Annotated in this window: 19 protein-coding genes; 7 read left to right on the top strand and 12 right to left on the bottom strand. The window is 74.1% G+C overall.

From position 1 onward, the window contains the following. Positions 1-7 precede the first annotated feature (7 nt). From ATL51_RS27020 to ATL51_RS27005, 4 genes are all read right to left on the bottom strand, one after another. Positions 8-1,318, bottom strand: a complete 1,311-nt coding sequence (locus tag ATL51_RS27020; protein WP_100880966.1) for a patatin-like phospholipase family protein — start codon at positions 1,316-1,318, stop codon at positions 8-10. Positions 1,319-1,421: 103 nt separating this feature from the next. Beyond that, a complete protein-coding gene (locus ATL51_RS27015; protein WP_062402515.1) occupies positions 1,422-1,784 on the bottom strand; it encodes a hypothetical protein in 363 nt (120 codons plus the stop codon). A gap of 109 nt (positions 1,785-1,893) precedes the next feature. Continuing rightward, positions 1,894-2,391 carry a helix-turn-helix domain-containing protein gene (locus ATL51_RS27010; RefSeq protein ID WP_301549213.1) on the bottom strand — a complete coding sequence of 166 codons (498 nt, stop codon included), beginning with the start codon at positions 2,389-2,391 and terminating at the stop codon, positions 1,894-1,896. 219 nt (positions 2,392-2,610) lie between these two features. Further along, on the bottom strand, positions 2,611-4,401 hold the full coding sequence (locus tag ATL51_RS27005; RefSeq protein ID WP_083658881.1) for a PHA/PHB synthase family protein: 1,791 nt from the start codon (positions 4,399-4,401) through the stop codon (positions 2,611-2,613). Positions 4,402-4,736: 335 nt separating this feature from the next. On the opposite strand from ATL51_RS27005, the gene ATL51_RS27000 reads away from it, so the two are divergent. From ATL51_RS27000 to ATL51_RS26985, 4 genes are all read left to right on the top strand, one after another. Then, entirely contained in the window at positions 4,737-6,023 is a 1,287-nt protein-coding gene (locus tag ATL51_RS27000; protein WP_157818544.1) for an alpha/beta fold hydrolase, read from the top strand. A 202-nt stretch (positions 6,024-6,225) separates the two neighbouring features. After that, positions 6,226-7,374, top strand: a complete 1,149-nt coding sequence (locus ATL51_RS26995; protein ID WP_226356376.1) for a sigma-70 family RNA polymerase sigma factor — start codon at positions 6,226-6,228, stop codon at positions 7,372-7,374. Between the two features lie 257 nt (positions 7,375-7,631). Next, entirely contained in the window at positions 7,632-8,147 is a 516-nt protein-coding gene (locus tag ATL51_RS26990) for a flavin reductase family protein (RefSeq protein ID WP_073577054.1), read from the top strand. Next, positions 8,144-8,689: an NAD(P)H-dependent oxidoreductase gene (locus ATL51_RS26985; RefSeq protein WP_253068943.1), complete on the top strand. Its 546-nt coding sequence runs from the start codon at positions 8,144-8,146 to the stop codon at positions 8,687-8,689. Before ATL51_RS26990 ends, ATL51_RS26985 begins: the two co-directional genes overlap by 4 nt. Before the next feature lie 15 nt (positions 8,690-8,704). Here ATL51_RS26985 and ATL51_RS26980 read toward each other — a convergent pair whose 3' ends face one another. The 6 genes from ATL51_RS26980 to ATL51_RS26955 all read right to left on the bottom strand — a co-directional run bounded on the left by ATL51_RS26980 (position 8,705) and on the right by ATL51_RS26955 (position 14,451). Beyond that, positions 8,705-9,604, bottom strand: a complete 900-nt coding sequence (locus ATL51_RS26980; protein WP_073577055.1) for a pseudouridine-5'-phosphate glycosidase — start codon at positions 9,602-9,604, stop codon at positions 8,705-8,707. After that, positions 9,601-9,957: a hypothetical protein gene (locus tag ATL51_RS26975; protein WP_073577056.1), complete on the bottom strand. Its 357-nt coding sequence runs from the start codon at positions 9,955-9,957 to the stop codon at positions 9,601-9,603. The genes ATL51_RS26980 and ATL51_RS26975 overlap by 4 nt, the downstream gene beginning before the upstream one ends. Before the next feature lie 33 nt (positions 9,958-9,990). Beyond that, positions 9,991-11,349: an MFS transporter gene (locus tag ATL51_RS26970; protein WP_208623079.1), complete on the bottom strand. Its 1,359-nt coding sequence runs from the start codon at positions 11,347-11,349 to the stop codon at positions 9,991-9,993. Positions 11,350-11,412: 63 nt separating this feature from the next. Then, positions 11,413-12,087: an HAD family hydrolase gene (locus ATL51_RS26965; RefSeq protein ID WP_083658883.1), complete on the bottom strand. Its 675-nt coding sequence runs from the start codon at positions 12,085-12,087 to the stop codon at positions 11,413-11,415. An 83-nt stretch (positions 12,088-12,170) separates the two neighbouring features. Continuing rightward, positions 12,171-12,719: a GNAT family N-acetyltransferase gene (locus tag ATL51_RS26960; RefSeq protein WP_073577059.1), complete on the bottom strand. Its 549-nt coding sequence runs from the start codon at positions 12,717-12,719 to the stop codon at positions 12,171-12,173. 34 nt (positions 12,720-12,753) lie between these two features. After that, positions 12,754-14,451: an L-lactate permease gene (locus ATL51_RS26955; protein WP_073577060.1), complete on the bottom strand. Its 1,698-nt coding sequence runs from the start codon at positions 14,449-14,451 to the stop codon at positions 12,754-12,756. 179 nt (positions 14,452-14,630) lie between these two features. Between ATL51_RS26955 and ATL51_RS26950 the strand changes: the two genes are divergently transcribed. Continuing rightward, on the top strand, positions 14,631-15,845 hold the full coding sequence (locus tag ATL51_RS26950) for a cytochrome P450 (protein WP_100880319.1): 1,215 nt from the start codon (positions 14,631-14,633) through the stop codon (positions 15,843-15,845). A gap of 22 nt (positions 15,846-15,867) precedes the next feature. Then, positions 15,868-16,488 (top strand): TetR/AcrR family transcriptional regulator, encoded by a 621-nt coding sequence (locus ATL51_RS26945; RefSeq protein ID WP_062402483.1) that lies wholly within the window; start codon positions 15,868-15,870, stop codon positions 16,486-16,488. Positions 16,489-16,608: 120 nt separating this feature from the next. Here ATL51_RS26945 and ATL51_RS26940 read toward each other — a convergent pair whose 3' ends face one another. Both ATL51_RS26940 and htpG read right to left on the bottom strand, forming a co-directional pair. After that, positions 16,609-17,655 carry an ABC transporter substrate-binding protein gene (locus ATL51_RS26940; protein WP_301549212.1) on the bottom strand — a complete coding sequence of 349 codons (1,047 nt, stop codon included), beginning with the start codon at positions 17,653-17,655 and terminating at the stop codon, positions 16,609-16,611. Positions 17,656-17,736: 81 nt separating this feature from the next. Further along, positions 17,737-19,665: a molecular chaperone HtpG gene (gene htpG / locus ATL51_RS26935; RefSeq protein WP_167410058.1), complete on the bottom strand. Its 1,929-nt coding sequence runs from the start codon at positions 19,663-19,665 to the stop codon at positions 17,737-17,739. A 157-nt stretch (positions 19,666-19,822) separates the two neighbouring features. Here htpG and ATL51_RS29640 point away from each other — a divergent pair, with 157 nt between their 5' ends. Beyond that, positions 19,823-20,191 carry a hypothetical protein gene (locus tag ATL51_RS29640; RefSeq protein WP_167410057.1) on the top strand — a complete coding sequence of 123 codons (369 nt, stop codon included), beginning with the start codon at positions 19,823-19,825 and terminating at the stop codon, positions 20,189-20,191. Positions 20,192-20,250: the final 59 nt, after the last annotated feature.

Here is a 20,250-nt window from a genome sequence, read left to right as displayed (position 1 = left end):
CCCGGGGTCAGCGGCGTGGCCCGAGCCGCAGCGCGACGACCCGGCCGTCGTCGTCGAGGCCGGCCTCGGCCCGCCCGTCGGTGACACCGCCGTCGCGGTGCACCCGCACGGCCCACTCCGCGGTGTCGCGGGCGACCTGCTTGCGGGTCGGGTCGACGGTGAACTCCCCGTCGAGCAGCTCGCCGAGGTGGGCGAGCAGCGGCACCGGGGACGGCCGCTCCCGGAACGGTGCGGTCGAGGTCAGGGTCGCGTCCGGGGTGACGGCGGCCGCGAGCGCGACCGGGTCGCCGTCGCGCACCGCCCGTTCGAAGGCCAGCGCGCCGAGGAACCGGTCGGCCGCGGCGGCGCCCCGGCGCTGCAGGTGGTCGAGGAACGCGACGTCGCGGTCGATCTTGGAGGCGGCACCGAGCAGCCGGGACCGCACCGCGCCGGCCGGCATCTCCAGCACCCGGAGGGTCACCTGCCGGTAGCCCGAGTCCGGGCCGAGGCTCCCGTCGGCGAGCAGCCGGTCGATCGTCTCGATGAACCCGAGCTCCTGGTTGAGCGACAGGTTGCCGGCCAGTGCGTTGCGCCGGTCGGCGATCTCGATCGGGCTGCGCGGCTCGTCGTCGATCTCCGACGGGTTGATCTGCACGACCCACAGCTCGTCGGGGTCGGTGTCGAGCAGGTCGCGGGTGGGCGGGTTCTGCGAGAACAGCCCGTCCCAGTGAACGCCGCCCGCGGTGTGCACCGCGCGGAACAGGGTGGGGATCGCGGCCGAGGCGAGCACGGTCTCGGCGGTCAGGGTGTCGGTGCGGCTGGAGAACGCCCGGAACTCCCCCGTCAGCACGTCGACGGCGCCGAGCAGCAGCAGCGGCGCGGTGCCTGCCGGGTCCGGACCGATGGCGGCGAAGTCGACGTGCCGCGAGACCAGGTCGAGGAACTGGCGGGTGCCGTCGAACGGGCGCGGCACCAGGTACGGGGTGCCTGCCGGGACGAGCCCGAGCCCCTGCAGCGCACCCGCCGTCACCACGCCCAGGTTGGTGAGGCGCTCCAGCGGGGTGCGGGCGGCGTTGTCGGCCCAGAACTCCTCCAGCGCCGTCGCCGCGGCCTCGCGCCGGTCGGGGGTCTGGCCGTCGCGCAGCCGGTCCCAGGCGACGAGTGCGCAGATCGCGCCGCCCGAGGTGCCCGAGATCGCGACGACCTCGGCCGGGTCCGCGGCGGAGCCGAGCGCGTCCGAGCGCAGCAGCCGGGCCAGGACCCCCGCGGTGAACGCGGTGTGGCTGCCCCCGCCCTGGCAGGCGATCGCGATGCGGCGGGGCCGGGTACGGGGGCTCATGGGGCCACCCTCGCGCGGACAGGCGGACAGCGACAGCGCGACCCGGTCACACACGACGACGACCCCCACCCGGGAGCCGGGCGGGGGTCGTCGTCGGGCGGGGTCACTTGCCGGCGGCGCTCCGGGTGGCGCGCGCGGTCTTCTCCGCGGCGGCCTCGGTGCTGCGCCCGGCGTGCTCGGTCACGGCCTCGGCGGCCTTGGTGGCCTGCTCGGTGACCTGGTCGAACACCGAGGTGCCCGCGCCGACGACGGTACGGGCGAACTCGCGCTGGTGGCCGAGCACCTGCTCGTAGAAGTCGAAGACGCGCTCGACGGCGGCACCCGCGTCGGGCAGCTGCGGGCGGTCACCGGCGCCGAACTGGCGGGCCAGGCCGCTCGCGGCCTCGGTCCACCCGCGGACGGACTCGGTGACCAGGTCCTGGCCCCGCTTGGCGATGTCGACGAACTGCTCGGTGGAGGCGGTCATCGGTGCTTCCCTCCCGGGAGACGTTTCTCGGCGTGGACGGGGTGCTGACGTGCACCCCGGCATGCCAAGAAAACTACGCACGCCCGTTAAGTATGTCAAGCACGGCAGCTCAGTCCCGCTGCACGAAGCTCCGGTACACCCCCAGCAGGGCCGCCTTCTGCTCGTCGGACAGCCGTGCGTCGGCCTCGATCGCGGCCTCGACACCCGGCGGCGACTCGGCCACGGGGGCGGCCTGCTCGGCCGGGGCGGCGTCGCCCGCGACGTCCGGGTCGCCGACCGACCAGCCGGCCCGGCTGAGCATCTGGTCGGTGTTGAGGTGCAGCGCGTCGGCGATCGAGCGCAGCACCTTCAGCGACGGCTGGTGCAGCCCCCGCTCGACCTGGCTGAGGTAGGCGTTGGACACCTTGGTCATCGCCGCCATCTCGCGCAGCGAGAGCTTGGCCATCTGGCGCTGCGCCCGGATGAACCCGCCCAGGGCGTTCACCTGTGCACTCCACGCGTCCTCGGCGGCCCGGCGGCCGTTCTCGCGCAGCTCGTCGGCGGCGGTCTCCCCGGCGCTCCGCGGCCGGCGCCCGCCGTGCGTGGGGGCCTCCCCCGCGCGGCTCACGGCGTCCCCGCCCGGAGGGGCCCGCGCGGCGGTCGCCGGCGCGCGGGCACAGAACGTACGCGGTCCATGGCGACGCATTCTCCCCGCCGGACGGCGGTTGCGCACGCATCCGATGCAGCGTCGACAGTGGACAGCGCAGACGACCATCCATCCTGGACACGGCACCGCCCCGGTGACCAGCGGTGATCACCGGGGCGGCGGCGGGGTCCGGGTGGCGGCTCAGCCGCGCAGCACGTAACGGCCGGGAGCGGGCTCCAGCGGCGGGTGCGCGTCCGACCCGATCTTCTTGGGCGCCGCGACCTCCTTGCCCGCGCGCTCGGCGATCCACGGCGTCCAGTCCTCCCACCAGGAGGCCTTGCGCTCGGTGGCGTCGTCGCGCCAGTCCTCGGCGCGGGCCGGGAGGTCGTCGCTCTCGCCGAACCAGTGCCGCGACTTCGGCGACGGCGGGTTGACCACGCCGGCGATGTGCCCGGAGTTGGACAGCACGAACCGCACCGTGCCGCCGAGCTTCGACGCCCCGGTGTAGACCGACTTCCAGGGCGCGATGTGGTCGGACTCGGCGGTGACGATGTAGCTGTCGGGCCGGATGTCGGCCACGTCGAGCCGCTCCCCCGCGAGCTCCAGCTTGCCCTCGGCGAAGCGGTTCTCCAGGTACAGCGTGCGCAGGTACTCGGTCTGCATCGCGGCGGGCATGCGGGTGGAGTCGGAGTTCCAGGTCAGCATGTCGAACGGCTTCGGGTCCTCGCCGAGCATCCAGTCGTTGACGACGTAGTTCCAGACCAGGTCGGTGGCCCGCAGCAGGTCGAAGGTCGTCTTCATGCTGGTGGCGGGCAGGTACCCGTCCTTACGCATGCTCCGCTCGAGCCGGTCGACCGTCTTCTCGTCGGTGAACACGCCCAGCTGGCCCGGGCCGGAGTAGTCGAGCAGCGTGTTCATCAGGGTCAGCGAGTTGACGTGCTGGTCGCCCTTGGCCTCCAGCCACGCCGTCATCGCGGCGGACAACGCGCCGCCCAGGCAGAGCCCGGCGACGTTGACCGTGTCCCGGCCGGTGATCTCGCGGACGACCTCCAGGGCCGTGACCGGGCCCTCCTGCAGGTAGTCGCTCATCGTCACGTCGGCCAGCGACGAGTCCGGGTTGCGGTAACTGATCATGAAGACGGTGTGGCCGTGCTGCACCGCCCACTCCACCAGCGACTTCTGGGGCGCGAGGTCCATGATGTAGTACTTGTTGATCCACGGCGGGCTCATGAGCAGCGGGATCTCGTGGACCTTGTCCGTCTGCGGCTCGTACTGGATGAGCTCGATCAGCCGGTTGCGGAAGACCACGTGGCCCGGGGTGACCGCGAGGTCCTTGCCCACCTGGAAGGCGCCGGGGGTGACCTGGCGCGGCATACCCTGGTTCTGCACGGCGTCGCGCAGCATGTTGCGCGCGCCCCGCACGATGTTCAGCCCGCCGGTCTCGACGATCTTCTTCGGCCAGGCCGGGTTGGTGACGACCGCGTTCGGCGGGGCCAGCGCCTCGACGATCTGGCCGACCAGCCAGTCCAGCTTGCGGCGCGCGGTCGGCGAGACGCGGGCGGCCTGCGACAGCTCGGTCAGCCGGTCGGCCAGCAGGGTGTGCTCCTGGCGGGCCAGGTAGTACCAGGCGTTGCCCTCCCAGGCCGGGTCGGCGTAGCGCTTGTCCTTCTCGGGCAGCGACGCCGGACCTGTGGTCGTCCGGCCGACGGCACGCGCGGCCGCGGCGGACACGGCCTTGGCCGAGTCGACACCGAAGCCCAGACCGGTGCGCAGCACCGCGCCGGGCCGGGTGACCAGCGAGCGGGCGGCCTCGCCGAGCGCCCCGCCGAAGCCGACCGGGTCGACCTTCGCGGCGAGCCCCTCGGGGCTGGCGAGCTCGCGCAGGTCCCGCACGAGACCGGCCGCCTGCCGTCGCAGCACCTCCGCGGCCTGGTTCGACGCGGCGGCGCTGCCGTTCTCGGACTCGGGCTGGGATACGGGCTGCGTGGTCACTGTTCGTCACTCCTGACGGCCGGTTCGGTCTCCGTGCCTGGGTTCCCGCGCTCCCTCAGGGAACGGGAGGCGCAACGGGATGGACACATGGTGACCGCGTACTCACCGGTAGGCAGCCCCGGATTGTTGTAAGGCCTCTCACCTGCGCTAAGCGAAGCAAGCACTACTCCGGAGTAGGCCAGCGCTTGCTTGGCATACCGATCGCGTTTTACCGTTCGGTAACCCGGATAGCCCCCGGTCATCAGAGTTGATGGGAGAGGCCCATGAGCACGGCGATCACCCGACGGTCCGCACCCTCCAGGGAGCACGGACCGCGTGCCCTTCCCGAGACCCCCGTGGCCGCGGCCACCGGGAGCGACGACCGGCCGGACCCCCTCCGGTACCTCGTGTCGTACAACACCCGGAACCTGACCAAGGTGGTGGCCGAGGTCGGCCGGGCCACCGGCGCCTACTGGATCGACGCGGTCCAGCGGATCGCCCGGCCCGGCGACGCCGCCCGGCGCGGGCTGCTGTGGATCTCGGCGATGGCCGACCGGCGCGAGCCGACCTGGCACCTGGCCAACGAGGTCGTGCTGTCGACGCCGTTCGCGTCGCTGCGTGACTTCACCGCCGCCGAGCACCGCGACGACGACGTGGTCCCCACCCTGGTGCTGCCGCCCCAGGCCGGCCACTCCTCGACCGTCGTGGACTACTCGCCGCAGCAGAGCCAGATCGCCATGATCCGCGCCTCGGGCCTGACGAAGGTCTACGCGCTGGACTGGCGGCCCGCCACGACCGCGACGAAGAACGTCACGATCACCGACTACCTCGAGGTGATCGACCGCTCCATCCGGCGGATGGGCGGGAAGGCCAACCTGGTGGGCGACTGCCAGGGCGGCTGGCTGGCGACGATCTACGCCGCGCTGCACCCGGACCGGGTCAACACCCTGACCCTGGCCGGTGCGCCGATCGACTTCCACGCGGGCGAGTCGGTGATCGCCGCCTCGACCCGGCTGATGGCGGGGACGATGGGGATGGCGCCGTACAAGGCGCTGGTCGCCGCGGGGGGCGGCAACATGCCGGGCTCGGCGGTGCTGTCGAACTTCATCTCGATCCAGCCGCAGTCGGAGATCTCCCGGCAGCTGCAGCTGCTGGAGAACATCGACGACCCCACCCACGTCGAGCGCTACCGTGTGTTCGAGGACTGGTTCAAGTACACCCAGGACATCCCCGGCGCGTTCTACCTGTGGCTGGTGGAGAACCTGTTCTGGAAGAACCGGTTGATCAAGGGCACGCTCACCGTCGACGGCCGGACCGTCGACATGGGGGCGATCGGCTGCCCGCTGCTGCTGCTGGCGGGCTCCGCGGACCACATCACCCCGGCCCCGCAGCTGTTCGCGGCGGCGGAGAAGGTCGGGACCCCGGCCGCGGACGTCACCTACCGGACGGCGACCGCGGGCCACCTGGGGCTGTTCATGGGCCGTGACGCACTGCGCCACGACTGGCCGGTGCTGATGGAGACCGTCTACGGCCACTCGGTGCCGTCGAAGAAGGACACCGGGGCCGGCAAGGCGTCGCGGCGGCGCAGCAGCGTCCGCGCCGTGGCCGACCCACGGGACACCCCGCGGGTGCCCGCACCCTGACCGGTACGCCCGGCCGGGTCGCTCTCTAAGAGGACCCTGAGAGAACCGCAACTGCATGTGACCGACGACACGGCCCCGCAGGCACATTTCCGGCCTGCGGGGCCTCGTCGTGGGAACGATCCCCGGAACGGCTGCGTTGACCCCGTACAGGGCAAGCGGCGAGGCCCATCAATCGCCCGCCGCAGCCCGCGCAGGGGAGGAAATGCACATGACGGTGACCACGACCGCTCCGGCCGTACCCGGCCCGCGCCTCACGACCGAGGCCCCCGCTCGCGCCACCGTGTCGTCGTCCGGCGCGAAGCGGACCGCCCCCAAGGTCGCTCGCAGCTCCCGCCGTCGCACCGACGGCGACGGAGGCACCGCACTGGAAGCCACCGTACCCGGTGCCGCGGCCGCGGTGGCGGAGGATCTCGACGCCCAGAGTCCCGCCGCGGACCTGGTGCGCGTCTACCTCAACGGGATCGGCAAGACCGCACTGCTGACCGCGGCGCAGGAGGTCGAGCTCGCCCGGCGCATCGAGGCCGGCGTGTTCGCCCAGCACCGGCTGGACACCGCCGCCGCCGACGGCACGCTGGACGGGCTGGACCTGCAGTACCGCCGCGACCTGCGCGCGGTCGTCCGCGACGGGCTGCTGGCCAAGAACCACCTGCTGGAGGCGAACCTCCGGCTGGTGGTCTCGCTCGCCAAGCGCTACACCGGGCGCGGGATGCCGCTGCTGGACCTGATCCAGGAGGGCAACCTGGGCCTGATCCGCGCGGTGGAGAAGTTCGACTACACCAAGGGCTTCAAGTTCTCGACCTACGCGACCTGGTGGATCCGGCAGGCCATCACGCGGGGCATGGCCGACCAGGCCCGCACCATCCGGCTGCCCGTGCACCTGGTGGAGCAGGTCAACAAACTGGCCCGGATCAAGCGGGACATGCACCAGCGCCAGGGCCGCGAGCCCAGCGACGCCGAGCTGTCGGCCGAGTCGGGGATCCCGGAGCACAAGATCCAGGACCTGCTCGACCACGCCCGCGACCCGGTGAGCCTGGACATGCCGGTCGGGTCCGAGGAGGAGGCGCCACTCGGTGACTTCATCGAGGACGCCGAGGCGACCGACGCCGAGAACACCGTGATCTCGAGCCTGCTGCACGACGACCTCCGCCGGGTGCTGTCGACCCTGGAGGACCGCGAGCAGAAGGTCATCCGGATGCGGTTCGGCCTCGACGACGGCCAGCCGCACACGCTCGACCAGATCGGCCGCGCCTTCAAGCTCTCCCGCGAGCGGGTGCGCCAGATCGAGCGCGAGGTCATGTCGAAGCTGCGGGTCGGCGAGCGCGCCGACAAGCTGCGCGCCTACGCGAGCTGACCCGGGCCGGCCGGGCGTCCCCCCACCCGGCCCCCGGTGACGGACGGCCGGCGGAGCGATCGCTCCGCCGGCCGTTGCCGTCTCGGGCACCCCGGGGCTCCCCACGAGTTCGGGATGCACGGCACGGGGAGTTCTACCGGATCGATTCCGGAGCGGTCACGGCGACACGGTGGCGGCCGCGACACGGCACGGCGTGTTCCCCACCACCCGGGTCCGGATCGTTGGCCGAGCGCACCGTCCCCGCCTAGGGTCGGGTCATGTCGCGTTCCCTCCCCGGCCCGGTCACCCCCGGCGTGACCCCGGAGTCCATGCGCGACGCACTGGGCGCGTTCGCGTCCGGCGTCGTCGTCGTCACCGCGATCGGCCCGGACGGGCCCATCGGGTTCACCTGTCAGTCCTTCGCGTCGCTGTCGCTGGACCCGCCACTGGTGAGCTTCGCGCCGTCACGCGGGTCCTCGACCTGGCCGCGCATCCGCGAGGTGGGCCGGTTCTGTGTGAACGTGTTGGCCGCCGACCACGAGCACCACAGCGCCGGGTTCGCCCGCTCCGGGGTCGACAAGTTCGCCGGGGTGACCTGGGAGGCGGCCCCGTCCGGCTCACCGGTCCTCGACGGCGTCGGCGCCTGGGTCGACTGCACCCTGTGGAACGAGTACGACGGCGGCGACCACACGATCGTCGTCGCCCGGGTCGACGCGCTCGGCGCGGACCCGGAGCGGCTGCCGCTGCTGTTCCACCGCGGCACCTACGCCCTCACCCCGCGGGCCGAGTCGTGAGCGGCACCGTGGGCCGGATCATCGGGGTCGTCGCGGGCCCGGAGCCGGGCGGGCGCACGGCGGCCGCCGTCGCCGGGATCCTCGCCGGTACCGGGGCCGACACCGCCCTGGTCGAGCTGTCGCAGACCCCCGTCGCCGAGGTCACCGCGGCCTTCGCCGACGCCGACGCCGTCGTGTTCGGCAGTCCGGTCTACCGGGCCGGGCACACGGCGTCGCTGCGCGCGCTGCTGGAGGCCACCGAGCGCGGGAAGTGGGGCGAGAAGACCGCCCCGCTCCAGGGCAAGGCGGCCGCGGTCGTGCTGACCGGCGCGAGCGGGCACCACTTCCTCGCCGTCGACGGGCTGCGGTCGGTGCTGGCCGGGTTCTTCGCCGTCCAGGTTCTGTCCCCCGGGCTCTACCTCGACCATTCCGGCTACGTGGACCGCAACACCCTCACCGAGGCCTCCGCGGAGCTCGCGGCGGCGCACGGGCGGGCGCTGGCCGACCTGACCACGGCCGTACGCGGCTCCGAAGCGCTGCGGGCGATCACGCCCGTCGTCTGAGGAGCCACCGGCACGTCACCGCCCCGTCAGGGCGGTGGCGATCCGGGCGCCCAGTGCCACGTTGTGGCGGTACACCGCGACGTTGACCTCCAGGCTGGCGTCGCCGGTCGCGTCGCGGACCCGCGCCAGCAGGAACGGCGTCGCGTCCTGTCCGCCGATCCCGGCCCCGTCGAGCGCGGCGAGGGCGTCGGCCAGGGCGGCGTCATGGACATCGGGCGGGAGCTGCTCGGCGGCCGGGACCGGGTTCGCCACCAGCAGCGCCCCGGGCAAGCCGAGGTCGCGGGCGGCCCGCCAGGCCGCAGCGGCCTGCTCCGGCGACTCCACCCGCTGGCCGACCCGGTGCCCGGAGTCGGCGACGTAGAAGCCGGGGAAGGCGTGCGTGCGGTACCCGGCGACGGTGACACCGAGGGTCTCCAGCCGCTCCAGGGTGGCCGGCACGTCGAGCACCGACTTCACCCCGGCGCTCACCACCACCAGCGGCAGCGCGGCGAGCGCGGGCAGGTCGGCCGACTCGTCGAAGGTGCGCGCGGCACCGCGGTGCACCCCGCCGAGCCCGCCGGTGGCGAACACCCGGATGCCGGCCCGGTGGGCGAGGTGCGCGGTCGCCGCGACCGTCGTGCCCCCGCTCGCGCCGGTCGCCACGGCCACCGGCAGGTCCCGGGCGGACAGCTTCGCCACGCCGGGGGATCCCGCCAGCCGGGAGAGCTCGTCGCCGGTCAGCCCGACGACGACCTCGCCGTCGAGCACCCCGATGGTCGCCGGGACGACGCCGAGCGAGCCGACGAGCTCCTCGGCCTCCCGGGCGACGGCGAGGTTGCGCGGTGTGGGCAGGCCGTGGGTGACGATCGTCGACTCGCACGCCAGCACCGGGCGGCCTGCGGCCAGGGCGTCGGCGACCCGCTCCCCCACCCTCATGCGGCGGCCGGCGCACGGAGGGCGGCCTCGGCTCCGTCGACGGGCGAGGTGCCGAACGCGATCGCCGAGCCGGGCGCGTGCCGGTGCACCAGGTTCACCACCCGCTCGAACAGCTCCAGGCACTCCGGGGGCTTCCGGAGCCCGCCGCCGACGAGCACGCAGTCGTAGCGGCGGGCGGTCAGCGCCGCGGTGATCCGGGGCAGCTCACCGTCCGGCCCGACGAGGACCTCGGTCGCCTCGATCCCGGCCGCGCGGTAGGCGTCGCGGCCCCGTTCCAGGGCGGTGAGCACGGGCGCCGGGTCGTACCCGGGGATCCGCGCCGGGTCGAATCCGATCACCAGCAGGGTCGTCACGTCCCCGCACGCTGCTCGCCGCGGCACCGGCCGTCAACCCTGCGGCGCCGGGACCGGGGGGCGGGCTGCCGAGCGGGCGCAGGCCAGCGCGATGAGTGCGCCGAGCAGGGTGAACCCGGTCGCGACCAGCACGGCGACGTGCCAGCCGGCCAGCAGCACCGGCACCGGCTCGTCGCCCGCCGGTGAGGTCAGCACCGAGGTCAGCGTGACGCCGACGGCGGCGCCCAGGTAGCGGGTGGTGTTGTTGATGCCGCTACCGGTGCCCGCCCGGTCCGGCGGCACCGAGGCGACCGCCTCGCGGCCGAGCGTCGCGTTCACGACCCCGGTGCCGACGCCGACGACGACGAGCGCGGCCAGGACCGCCCCGGTGCCGGAACCGGTCGCGAGCAGCCCGAGCTGACCGGCCGTCATGACCAGCAGGCCCACGCCGAGACGGACCCCGCCGGTGACCCGTTCGCTGATCCGGCGGGTGAGCAGCGCGGTCACGATGCTGGTGCCCGACCAGCCGAGCAGCAGCAGCGCCGCCGTCGCGGGGGCGGTGCCGTGCACCGGGGCGAGCAGCGCGGGCAGGTAGGAGCTCAGCGAGATGATGCCGAGCCCGGTGGCCATGCTCGCGACGGTCGCCGCGACCAGCCCGGGATGGCGGAACAGCTCCGGCCCCGCCATCGGGTGCGCGACGACGAACTGGACGGCGACGAACCCCGCCAGCAGCGCCGCCCCGGCGACCAGCAGCACGACGGTCGTGGTGGTGACCGGCAGCCGCCGGGCCTCGGTGAGGCCGGCGAGCAGCACCGTCAGCCCGGCGGCGAGCAGCACCATCCCCGCGACGTCGACCGGGCGCGGCCGCCCGGCGGTGGACTCGGTGAGCAGCGTCGCGCCGGCGACGGCGAGCGCCAGCCCGGCGACCGCGACCGCGAGGTAGAGCACCCGCCACGGCAGCAGGCCCGCGAGCAGCGGACCGGCCGCGATCCCGGCGGCCAGCGCCGCGCCCCACAGCCCGGTGGCGGCCGAGCGGCGCGGACCCGGCGGCAGCGCGTGCCCGATCAGCGCGAGGCTGCACGCGACGACCGCGGCGGCCCCGACGCCCTGCCCGATCCGGCCGGCGACGAACCCGGCGGTGCCGGTGGCGAGCGCGCCGCCCGCCGAGGCCAGGGCCAGCACGACCGCGCCGGTCGTGAACACCGCGCGCCGCCCCAGCCGGTCGGCCAGGGTCCCCGCGGTCAGCAGCACCGCGGTGAGCCCCAGGCTCATCGAGCTGAGGATCCAGGAGCGCCCCGACGGCGAGGAGCCCAGGTCGGCCGCGATCGGGGCCAGGGTGGCCAGCGGCGCGGTGTAGCTGACCAGGGCCAGCATCGTGCCGAGCGACGCCACCGCCACCGTGCGTCGGGCCACGCCGCCACCCCCGTCATCACCGCGGACCGGTCAAGATCGGGACGGACGCTACGCCGTGCGGGCTCAGCTGGGGAGGCCGAGCAGCGCGGGCAGGTCCGCGACCGAGTCGATGACGGCGTCGGCGCCCGCCGCACGCAGCCGCGGCTCGCCGTGCGCCCCACCCCGCACCCCGACCGCGAGCCCCGCCCCCGCCCGGACGGCGGCGTCGATGTCGGCGGTCGCGTCACCGGCCACCGCGACCTGGGAGTGCTCGGTCCCGGCCCGCCGTGCCGCGGCGTGGAGCAGGTCGGGCTCGGGCAGGCCGCGGCCGTCGACGTCGGCGGGCGACAGGACCATGTCCGCCCGTTCGGTGAACTCCAGCGCCGACACCAGCCGGTCCCGCAGCTCGGGATCGAACCCGCAGGTCAGGGCCACGCTCAGGCCGGCGTCGCGGAGCGCGTCGAGGGTCTGCGCGGCGCCGGGGACCGGGCGGACGCGGCCCGCGTCCAGCGCGGCGTGCAGGTGGTCGGCGAACGCGGAGTGCGCGCGGCGGGCCCGGTACATGTCGCCGTCGAGGAGCTCGCCGAGCACCGTCATGACCGGGCGGTCCATCGTCGCGCGGGCCTGCCGGTCCAGCGCCGGGTAGCAGGGACCGTCGACGCGGACCCCGGCGGCGCGCAGGCCGGCCCGCAGGCCGGCGAGCACGAGCCCGTCGTCGACCATCGTCGTACCCGCCAGGTCGAGCACCGCCAGTTGCACGGGTGAACTCCACCGGCGCCGGATGACGATCACCCGACTCCTGGTCGACATCCGGGTGAACCGGCCGCGTCACTCCGGGGGCGTCACCACAGCTCGCCGTCGCGCCAGTCGCAGACCAGCGCGCGGGCCGGGTCGAGCGGCGCGTCGACGGGCAGGACGTGCACGGCGCCGCGCTCGTCGGGGGTGTCGACGACGCCGTAAGGGGTGAGCGCGGCGAGCGGGCCGCACCACGGTTCCCAGCCGTGCCTGCGGTAGAGCCGCGCGGCGCGGGCGGCCGCGCCGAGCGCCCCGAGCCGGTACCCGCCGCGCACGATCCGGTCCACCTCGGCCATGAGCAGCCCGCCGAGCCCGCCGCCCTGGCTCCCGGGCCGCACGGCCACGGCCTCGACGTAGCCGGTGCGCAGCGCGACGCCGTCGTGCAGCAGCCTGCGGCCCACGACGGCCGCGTGCCCGACCGGGTCGTGCAGCGGACCGGCCAGCACGTGCACCCCGCCGAGCGCGTGGTCGAACGAGGCGTCGTCGAACCCGCCGGCCCCGTCGGCGTCGGCGGGGAACGCGGCGTCGAGCAGGGCACGCAGGGCACGGAGCCCGTCGCGCCCGAGATCGGCGGTGGGCAGGACGGTCAGGCGCACCCGGGCGATCTTTCCGCAGCGCCCGGCGGCGTGGTCAGAAGGTCGGGAGCATCCATCCGAGCACCGGGGTCGACTGCAGGAACACCAGCACGCACAGCACCGCGAGCAGCCCGACGCTCCACAGGATCGTCCGCCGGAACAGCTCGGACTCCCGGCCGGCGACGCCCACGGCCGTCGCCGCGATGGTGAGGTTCTGCGGACTGATCATCTTCCCGACGACGCCGCCGGAGGTGTTCGCCGCGACCATCAGGTGCGGGTCCAGGCCCGCCTGCTCGGCCGCGGTCTGCTGCAGCGTCGCGAACAGGGCGTTGGCCGAGGTGTCCGAGCCGGTGACCGCGGTGCCGAGCCAGCCGAGGATCGGCGAGAGGAACGCGAACGCCGCGCCGGTCCCGGCGATCCAGGTGCCTATGGAGATCGTCTGCCCGGACAGGTTCATCACGTAGGCCAGCGCGAGGACGGTGGCCACGGTGAGGAAGGCGAACCGCAGCTTGTACGCGGTGGCGGCGAACTCCCGGACCGCCGTCGCGGGCGTGAGCCGGTACATCACCGCGACGCCGATGCCGCAGATCAGCAGCAGCGAGCCGGGCGAGGACAGCCACTGGACGCTGTAGGTCGTGGTCGACACCGGGTCCCCGGACGCGCCGAGGACCTGTCCGTCGAGCCCCGGCCAGCCGATCTCGATGTCGGTGCCGGTCAGGAAGGTCGACACCGGGCCGACCAGCTTCGCCACCGAGAACACCACGATGATCAGCAGGTACGGCGCGAAGGCCATGAACAGCCTGCCGACCGACAGCGCCTGCGAGCGCTCGGCGAGGGTGCGCTTCTCGGTCGCGACGGACCCACCGCCGTCGCCTCCCGGGTCCTCGACGGGTGCGTCGGCGGTGCGCTCGATGCGCAGCGTCTCCGTCGCCTCGGCGCCGCCGCGCGGCTGCCAGAAGCGCAGCAGGACCACGCCGGCCGCCAGCCCGGTCAGTGAGGCGACGATGTCGGTGAGCTCGACCGAGAGGTGGGTGGCGGCCAGCCACTGGGCGACGGCGAACGCGAGACCGATGACGAGCGCCACCGGCCAGACCTGGCGCACCCCGCGCCTCCCGTCGACGAGCAGCACCAGCAGCGTCGGCACGATGAACGCGAGCACCGGGGTCTGGTGTCCGACGACGGCGCCGATCTCGTTGTACGGGATCCCGGTGAGGGTGCCCGCGGTGATGATCGGCGTGCCGACCGCGCCGAACGCGACGGGGGCGGTGTTGGCCAGCAGCACGACGACCGCCGCCCGGACCGGGGAGAACCCGAGCGCCATCAGCATGACGCCGGTGATCGCCACCGGGGCACCGAACCCGGCCAGCGCCTCGAGCAGACCACCGAAGCAGAACGCGATGATGATCGCCTGCACCCGGGGGTCGTCGGAGATCAGCCCGAAGGCGGCGCGCAGGTCCTCGAACCGGCCCGCGGCGACGGTGAGCTGGTAGAGCCAGATCGCGGTGAAGACGATCCACATGATCGGGAACAGGCCGAACACCGCTCCCTCGGTGGCCGAGAGCAGGGCCAGGTGCACCGGCATCCCGAAGGCCGCCACCGCGACCGCGACGGCGACGACGAGTGCGGCCAGCCCGGCCCAGTGCGCCTTCCAGCGCAGGGCACCCAGCGTCACGAAGATCGCCACCAGCGGGAGCAGTGCGACGAGTGCGGACAGCCAGAGACTGCCGAGTGGTTCGGGATCTTGCTGGAACACGGATCTCCCCGGGGCGCCGTCGCCGATGACGGTTGCAGCCTGTCACGGTTCGCCCGGTGCCACCGGTCCGGCGGTCATCCGGGGCGTACCGGACAGGTGACGCGAAACGAGAGCACACTGTCGTTTGAGCGGTTACCGTGGGGTGCGACGCGCCCGCCGACCCTCCGGAGGCCAGCACCATGACCGACACCGCCACGGACTTCACGCTCCCGCTGCACATGCGCCGCGACCGGTTCCTGCCCGACGCCGAGCTGGAGCGCATCCGCGACTCCGGCGACGTCCCACGGGTGCGGACCGCCTTCGGCGCCGAGGCCTACCTCGTCACCCGCTACGACGACGTGCGGCACGTGCTCGGCGACGCCGCGACCTACTCCAACGCCGGGAGCGCCGAGCTGACCCGCCCGGACGCACCGCCGCTGTCGGAGCGCGAGCAGGAGCAGATGCGGGCCGGCCAGCTGCTGCTGCAGGACCCGCCGGAGCACACCCGGCTGCGCTGCTTCCTCACCCGCGAGTTCACCCAGCGCCGGATGGCCCGCCTGGAGCCGCGGATCACCGAGATCGTCGACGAGCACCTCGACGCGCTGGAGGCCGCCGGGCCGGGTGCCGACCTGGTCTCCCTGTTCGCCCTGCCGGTGCCGTCGATGGTCATCTGCGAGCTGCTCGGGGTGCCCTACACCGACCGCGACGAGTTCACCGCCCGGTCGACGCGCCTGCTCGACGTGTCCCTGCCCGCCCGGGAGCGGCTGGCCGTGGGCCGGGAGAACCGCGCCTACATGAGCCGGCTCGTCGACGCGGCTCTGGCCGACCCGGGCGAGGACATCCTCGGGATGCTGATCCGCGAGCACGGCGAGGAGATCAGCCACGACGAGCTGGTCGGGATCGCGTCGCTGCTGCTGATCGCCGGGCACGAGACGACGTCGAACATGCTGTCGCTGGGCACCCTGGCGCTGCTGGAGGACCCGGAGCAGGCCGCGCTGCTGCGCAGCGACCCCGAGCTGGCCCGGCCCGCCGTGGAGGAGTTGCTCCGGTGGCTGTCGATCGTGCACACCGGTGTGGTCCGGGTGACGACGACCGACACCGTCCTGCGCGACACCCCGATCCCGGCGCGGTCGCTGGTGATGTGCTCGCTGCCCACCGCCAACCGCGACACCGGGTCCGGGTTCGACGACCCCGCCCGGCTCGACCTCACCCGCGGCGCGGCCGGACATGTCGCGTTCGGGCACGGTGTGCACCACTGCCTGGGTGCCCCGCTGGCCCGGATGGAGATGGCGACGGCGTTCCCGGCCCTGCTCCGCCGCTTCCCGACGCTCGCCCCGGCCGGGCCGGTCCCGCCCGAGGCCTTCCGGGCCTACCACTTCGTCTACGGCATGCACACGCTGCCGGTGACCTGGTGAGGCCGGGCGATACCGTGCAGTGATGACCGCTTCGTCGCTCGACGGCTCCCCGGCGGGCCGTCCGCTGCGCGCCGACGCCGCCCGCAACCACCGCCGGATCGTCGACACGGCGGCCGCGGCGTTCGAGTCCGACGGAGCGGACGTCCCGCTGGAGGAGATCGCGCGCCGGGCCGGGGTCGGCGTCGCGACGCTGTACCGCCGGTTCCGGACCCGCGACGTGCTGGTGCGGGCGGTGCTGGACCAGGTGTTCGTCGCGGAGATCGAGCCGACCGCGGCCGCCGGGGACGGCGACCCCTGGGCCGACCTGGCCGGGTCGCTGGGCCGGGCGGTGGAGGCGATCGCCGGACGGCGGACGATCCTGCAGCTGGCCCGTGAGGCCGGCGCGTTCGACGTCGAGTCCGCCGAGCGCTACGGCCGGACGCTGACCCGGCTGCTGGACCGGGCGCGCGAGGCCGGTGCGGTGCGTCCGGAGCTCACCCCGCGGGACCTGTCGGCGGTACTGGTCATGGCGCTGGCCGTCGCCGAGGGGTCGGACGCGGCGGAGACGGCGTCGGGCGAGGACCGCGCCCGCTACCTGGCGCTGCTGCTCGACGGGCTGCGACCGGGCAACCCGCCGCTGCCCCCGGGCTCGGAGGAGCCCTAGCAACGATCGGGGCACGGTCGCTGTCGCGGGCGACGCGGACCCGCTACGGTTCCGGTCGTCCGCTCGGCAACGGCGCCGGGCGGATCCGCACTCCACCCCCGACCCGCCCGTCGCCGGGGCTCAGCCGCCGAACCGGTCGGGGTGCAGCCGCCGGGCGAGCGTCGCGACCGCGTCGGCGTTGCGGATGCCGGGGCTGATCTCGGCGAAGGTCGTGGTGAACACCTTCCCGTCGCGTACCGCGGGGACCGTCGCGAGCGCCGGGTCGTTCCGCAGACGCTCGGCCAGCGGCTCCGCGCCCTCCGGGCCGACGTCGCGCCCGCAGCAGGCCGGGATCACGATCACGTCCGGGCTCGCCGCGACGACGCCCTCCAGGGACACGGTGCGCTGCCGGCCGGCGAGGGTGTCGAACGCCTGCCGCCCGCCCGCGGCCTCGATGATCGTGGTCGCGACGTCGCCGGTGCCGAAGACCCGCAGTTCACCGGTACTGCCCGGGGAGTTCAGCATCGCCACCCGCGGACGGTCGGTGACGCCGTCGAGCCGGGCGGCGACGTCGGCGAGGGTGCCGCGCATGCCGGCGACGACCTGCGCGGCCCGGTCCTCGGCGCCCAGCAGGCGCCCGAGGTCGGTGAGGTCGCGTTCGACGCCGGCGAAGGACACGTCGTTGTCGCCGATGCTCTGCTGGTCGCCGCCGTCGGCGGTCGGGCAGTAGGCGCTGAACAGGAAGGTATGCGTGCCGGTGGCACCGAGCTCGGCGCGGGTGCCGAGACCCTCCCGGGTGAAGGCACCGGTGAAGCCGGAGACGACGAGGTCCGGGTCGACCCGCAGCACCTCCTCGCGCGACGGGTACTCCTCGGGCCAGTAGTCCTGCGGCCGGAAGTCCGGGTCGAGCTGTGCCGGCAGCGGGTTGTCCAGGTAGGCCGCGCCGACCAGCCGGTGCCCCGCCCCGAGCGCGAGGACGGCCTCGATGCCGTTCTGGAACATCGCGACGACCCGCTCCGGGCGCTGCACGTGCACGTCGACGCCGCAGTTGACGACCGCGTCGGCGGCGGGGCCCGTGCCGTGGTCGCCGTGCCCGGCGGGTGCCGCGACCGGGTCACCCGCGCCGCACCCCGCGAGGAGCACCAGTCCGGCGAGCAGCGGCGCCCAGCGGCGCGGGTTCCCGATCACCGCGACAGCATAGCCACGACACCTGAGCGACTCTTCAGATGTGCGGCTCTCGTCACGGCACGGTCCCCGCGCCGCCCGGCGTCAGAGCGCGTGCTGCAGGCGCTCCGCGAGCAGCCCCACGAACCGGGACGGGTCGGCGAGCTCGCCGCCCTCGGCCAACAGCGCCATGCCGTGCAGCAGCTCGACGGTGCCGCTCTCGTCCTTCCCCGCGGCGCGGGCGTCGCGCAGCCCGGTGACCAGCGGATGCGACGGGTTGAGCTCGAGGATCCGCTTCACCTTCGGCGGCTCCTGCCCCATCGCCCGGTACATCTTCTCCAGGGTCGGGGTCATGTCGAACTCGTCGCCGACGAGGACGGCCGGGGAGGTGGTGAGCCGGGTGGAGAGCCGGACCTCCTTGACGTCCTCGGTCAGCACCGCGGCCATCCAGGTGCAGAGGTCGGCGAACTCGGTCTGCTTCGCCGCCGCCTCCTCCTTCTCCTCGTCGGTCTGCAGGTCCACCTGGCCCTTGGCGATGGAGCGCAGCGGGGTGCCGTCGAAGCCGTCGACGGCGTCGACCCACACCTCGTCGACCGGGTCGGTGAGCAGCAGGACCTCGTAGCCCTTGTCCCGGAACGCCTCCATGTGCGGGGAGGCCTCGATCGCGGTCCGCGAGTCCCCGGTCATGTAGTAGATCGCGTCCTGGCCCTCGCGCATCCGCTCCGTGTAGGCGGCGAGCGAGGTCGGCGCGTCGGCGTCGTGGGTGGTCGCGAACGCCGAGACCCCGAGGATGGTGTCGCGGTTGTCGGCGTCGGACAGCAGTCCCTCCTTGAGCGCCCGGCCGCACTGCTCCCAGAAGGTCGCGTACTTCTCCGGCTCGTTGTCGCGCAGCGAGCCGAGCACCGACAGCACCTTCTTCACCAGGCGCCTGCGGATCGCCGAGATCTGGCGGTCCTGCTGGAGGATCTCGCGCGACACGTTCAGCGAGAGGTCCGCGGCGTCGACGACGCCCTTGACGAACCGCAGGTACTCGGGGACGAGCGCCTCGCAGTCGTCCATGATGAACACGCGCCGGACGTAGAGCTGGACGCCGCGGCGGGCGTCGCGCATGTGGAGGTCCATCGGCGCGACCTTCGGCAGGAACAGCAGCGCCTGGTACTCGAAGGTGCCCTCGGCGGCGAGCCGGATCGTCTCCAGCGGCTCCTGCCAGTCGTGGCTGACGTGCCGGTAGAACTCGGCGTACTCCTCCTCGGTCACGTCCTTCTGCGGGCGGGCCCACAGCGCCTTCATCGAGTTCAGCGTCTCGGGCGCAGCGTCGTCCGCGTCCCCCGCCGTGCGGGTTCCGGGAGGCATCCGGACCGGCCAGGTGATGAAGTCGGAGTAGGTCTTCACGATGCGCCGCAGCACCGAGGGGTCGGCGTAGTCGTGCAGCTGGTCCTCGGCGTCGGACGCCTTGAGGTGCAGGGTGACCGCGGTGCCCTGCGGGGCGTCGGCGACGGGCTCGATCGTGTAGGTGCCCTCACCGTCGGAGGTCCACCGCACGCCCTCGCCCGCGCCGGCCTTGCGGGTCACGAGCTCGACGCGGTCGGCGACCATGAACGAGGAGTAGAAGCCGACGCCGAACTGGCCGATCAGCTCCTGGCGGGCGTCGTCGCCGGCCTCCCGGAGCTTCGCGAGCAGCTCCGCCGTGCCCGACCTCGCGATGGTGCCGATCAGGTCGACGACCTCGTCGCGGGTCATCCCGATGCCGTTGTCGCGGACGGTGAGGGTGCGCGCCCCGGCGTCCGGCACGAGCTCGACGTGCAGGTCCTCGGTGTCGGCGCCCAGGTCCTTGTCCTGGTAGGCGGCGAGGCGCAGCTTGTCCAGCGCGTCGGAGGCGTTGGAGATCAGCTCGCGCAGGAAGACGTCCTTGTTCGAGTAGATCGAATGGATCATCAACCGCAGCAGCTGCCGGGCCTCGGCCTGGAACTCGATCGTCTCCCCGCCCGTCGTGTCGGAGTCGATCGTCTCGCTGGTCGACGGATCCGTGCTCACGTCAGTCGTCCTCTCTGGGTCGTCACGCTGGTGCGGTCGCGATTGTGCCGAACGGCGAGCGGCCGCGCGCCCGGTGCCCGACCCCTGCGCCGTCGTCGCCGGTGCGGTGACCGGTACCGTCGCCGCAGGAAACCCCCGAACCGGACGGATCACCCTCGTGCGCACGACCCGCAGCCCGGCCCGCCGCCTCGTCGCGGTGCTGCTGCTGTCGCTGGTCGCGGCGCTCGCCCCGATCGCCGGGTCGCTGACCGACGAGGCCGTCCCGGCCACGGCGGCGGCTTCGGTCGGGCAGGACGTCGCGCCCGCCGAGGCGCCCCGGCCCGCACTGCTGGGGCGCTCCGCGCACGACGGTCCGGTCGCCCCGGACGCGACCGGCCACCCCGGGCCCGCCCTGGACGTGCTGGTCCTCGACGCCGCCGGGCTCGGGCACGATGCGCCCGCGCCCGCCGACGACCGGACGACGGCCGCCGCCCCGAGGCCCGGGACCGGCGCGGACATCGGGTCGCGGGGCCCGCCGCGGGCCTGACCGGACGACCCCGCCGGTCGCCACCGCCCGCCACTCCCCCGCACCACCCCGCCGTGCCC

The organism is Pseudonocardia alni (genome assembly GCF_002813375.1).
GTDB lineage: Bacteria > Actinomycetota > Actinomycetes > Mycobacteriales > Pseudonocardiaceae > Pseudonocardia > Pseudonocardia alni.
The sequence above is the reverse complement of the archived record's forward strand: the minus strand, read 5'-3'. Positions and strand labels throughout refer to the sequence as shown.

Coding starts and splice junctions, on each gene's coding strand:
- ATL51_RS27015 (WP_062402515.1), bottom strand. CDS start 1,784: ATGACCGCCTCCACCGAGCAGTTCGTCGACATCGCCAAGCGGGGCCAG.
- ATL51_RS26950 (WP_100880319.1), top strand. CDS start 14,631: ATGACCGACACCGCCACGGACTTCACGCTCCCGCTGCACATGCGCCGC.
- ATL51_RS26945 (WP_062402483.1), top strand. CDS start 15,868: ATGACCGCTTCGTCGCTCGACGGCTCCCCGGCGGGCCGTCCGCTGCGC.
- ATL51_RS26980 (WP_073577055.1), bottom strand. CDS start 9,604: ATGAGGGTGGGGGAGCGGGTCGCCGACGCCCTGGCCGCAGGCCGCCCG.
- ATL51_RS26995 (WP_226356376.1), top strand. CDS start 6,226: ATGCACATGACGGTGACCACGACCGCTCCGGCCGTACCCGGCCCGCGC.
- ATL51_RS26990 (WP_073577054.1), top strand. CDS start 7,632: ATGTCGCGTTCCCTCCCCGGCCCGGTCACCCCCGGCGTGACCCCGGAG.
- ATL51_RS27020 (WP_100880966.1), bottom strand. CDS start 1,318: ATGAGCCCCCGTACCCGGCCCCGCCGCATCGCGATCGCCTGCCAGGGC.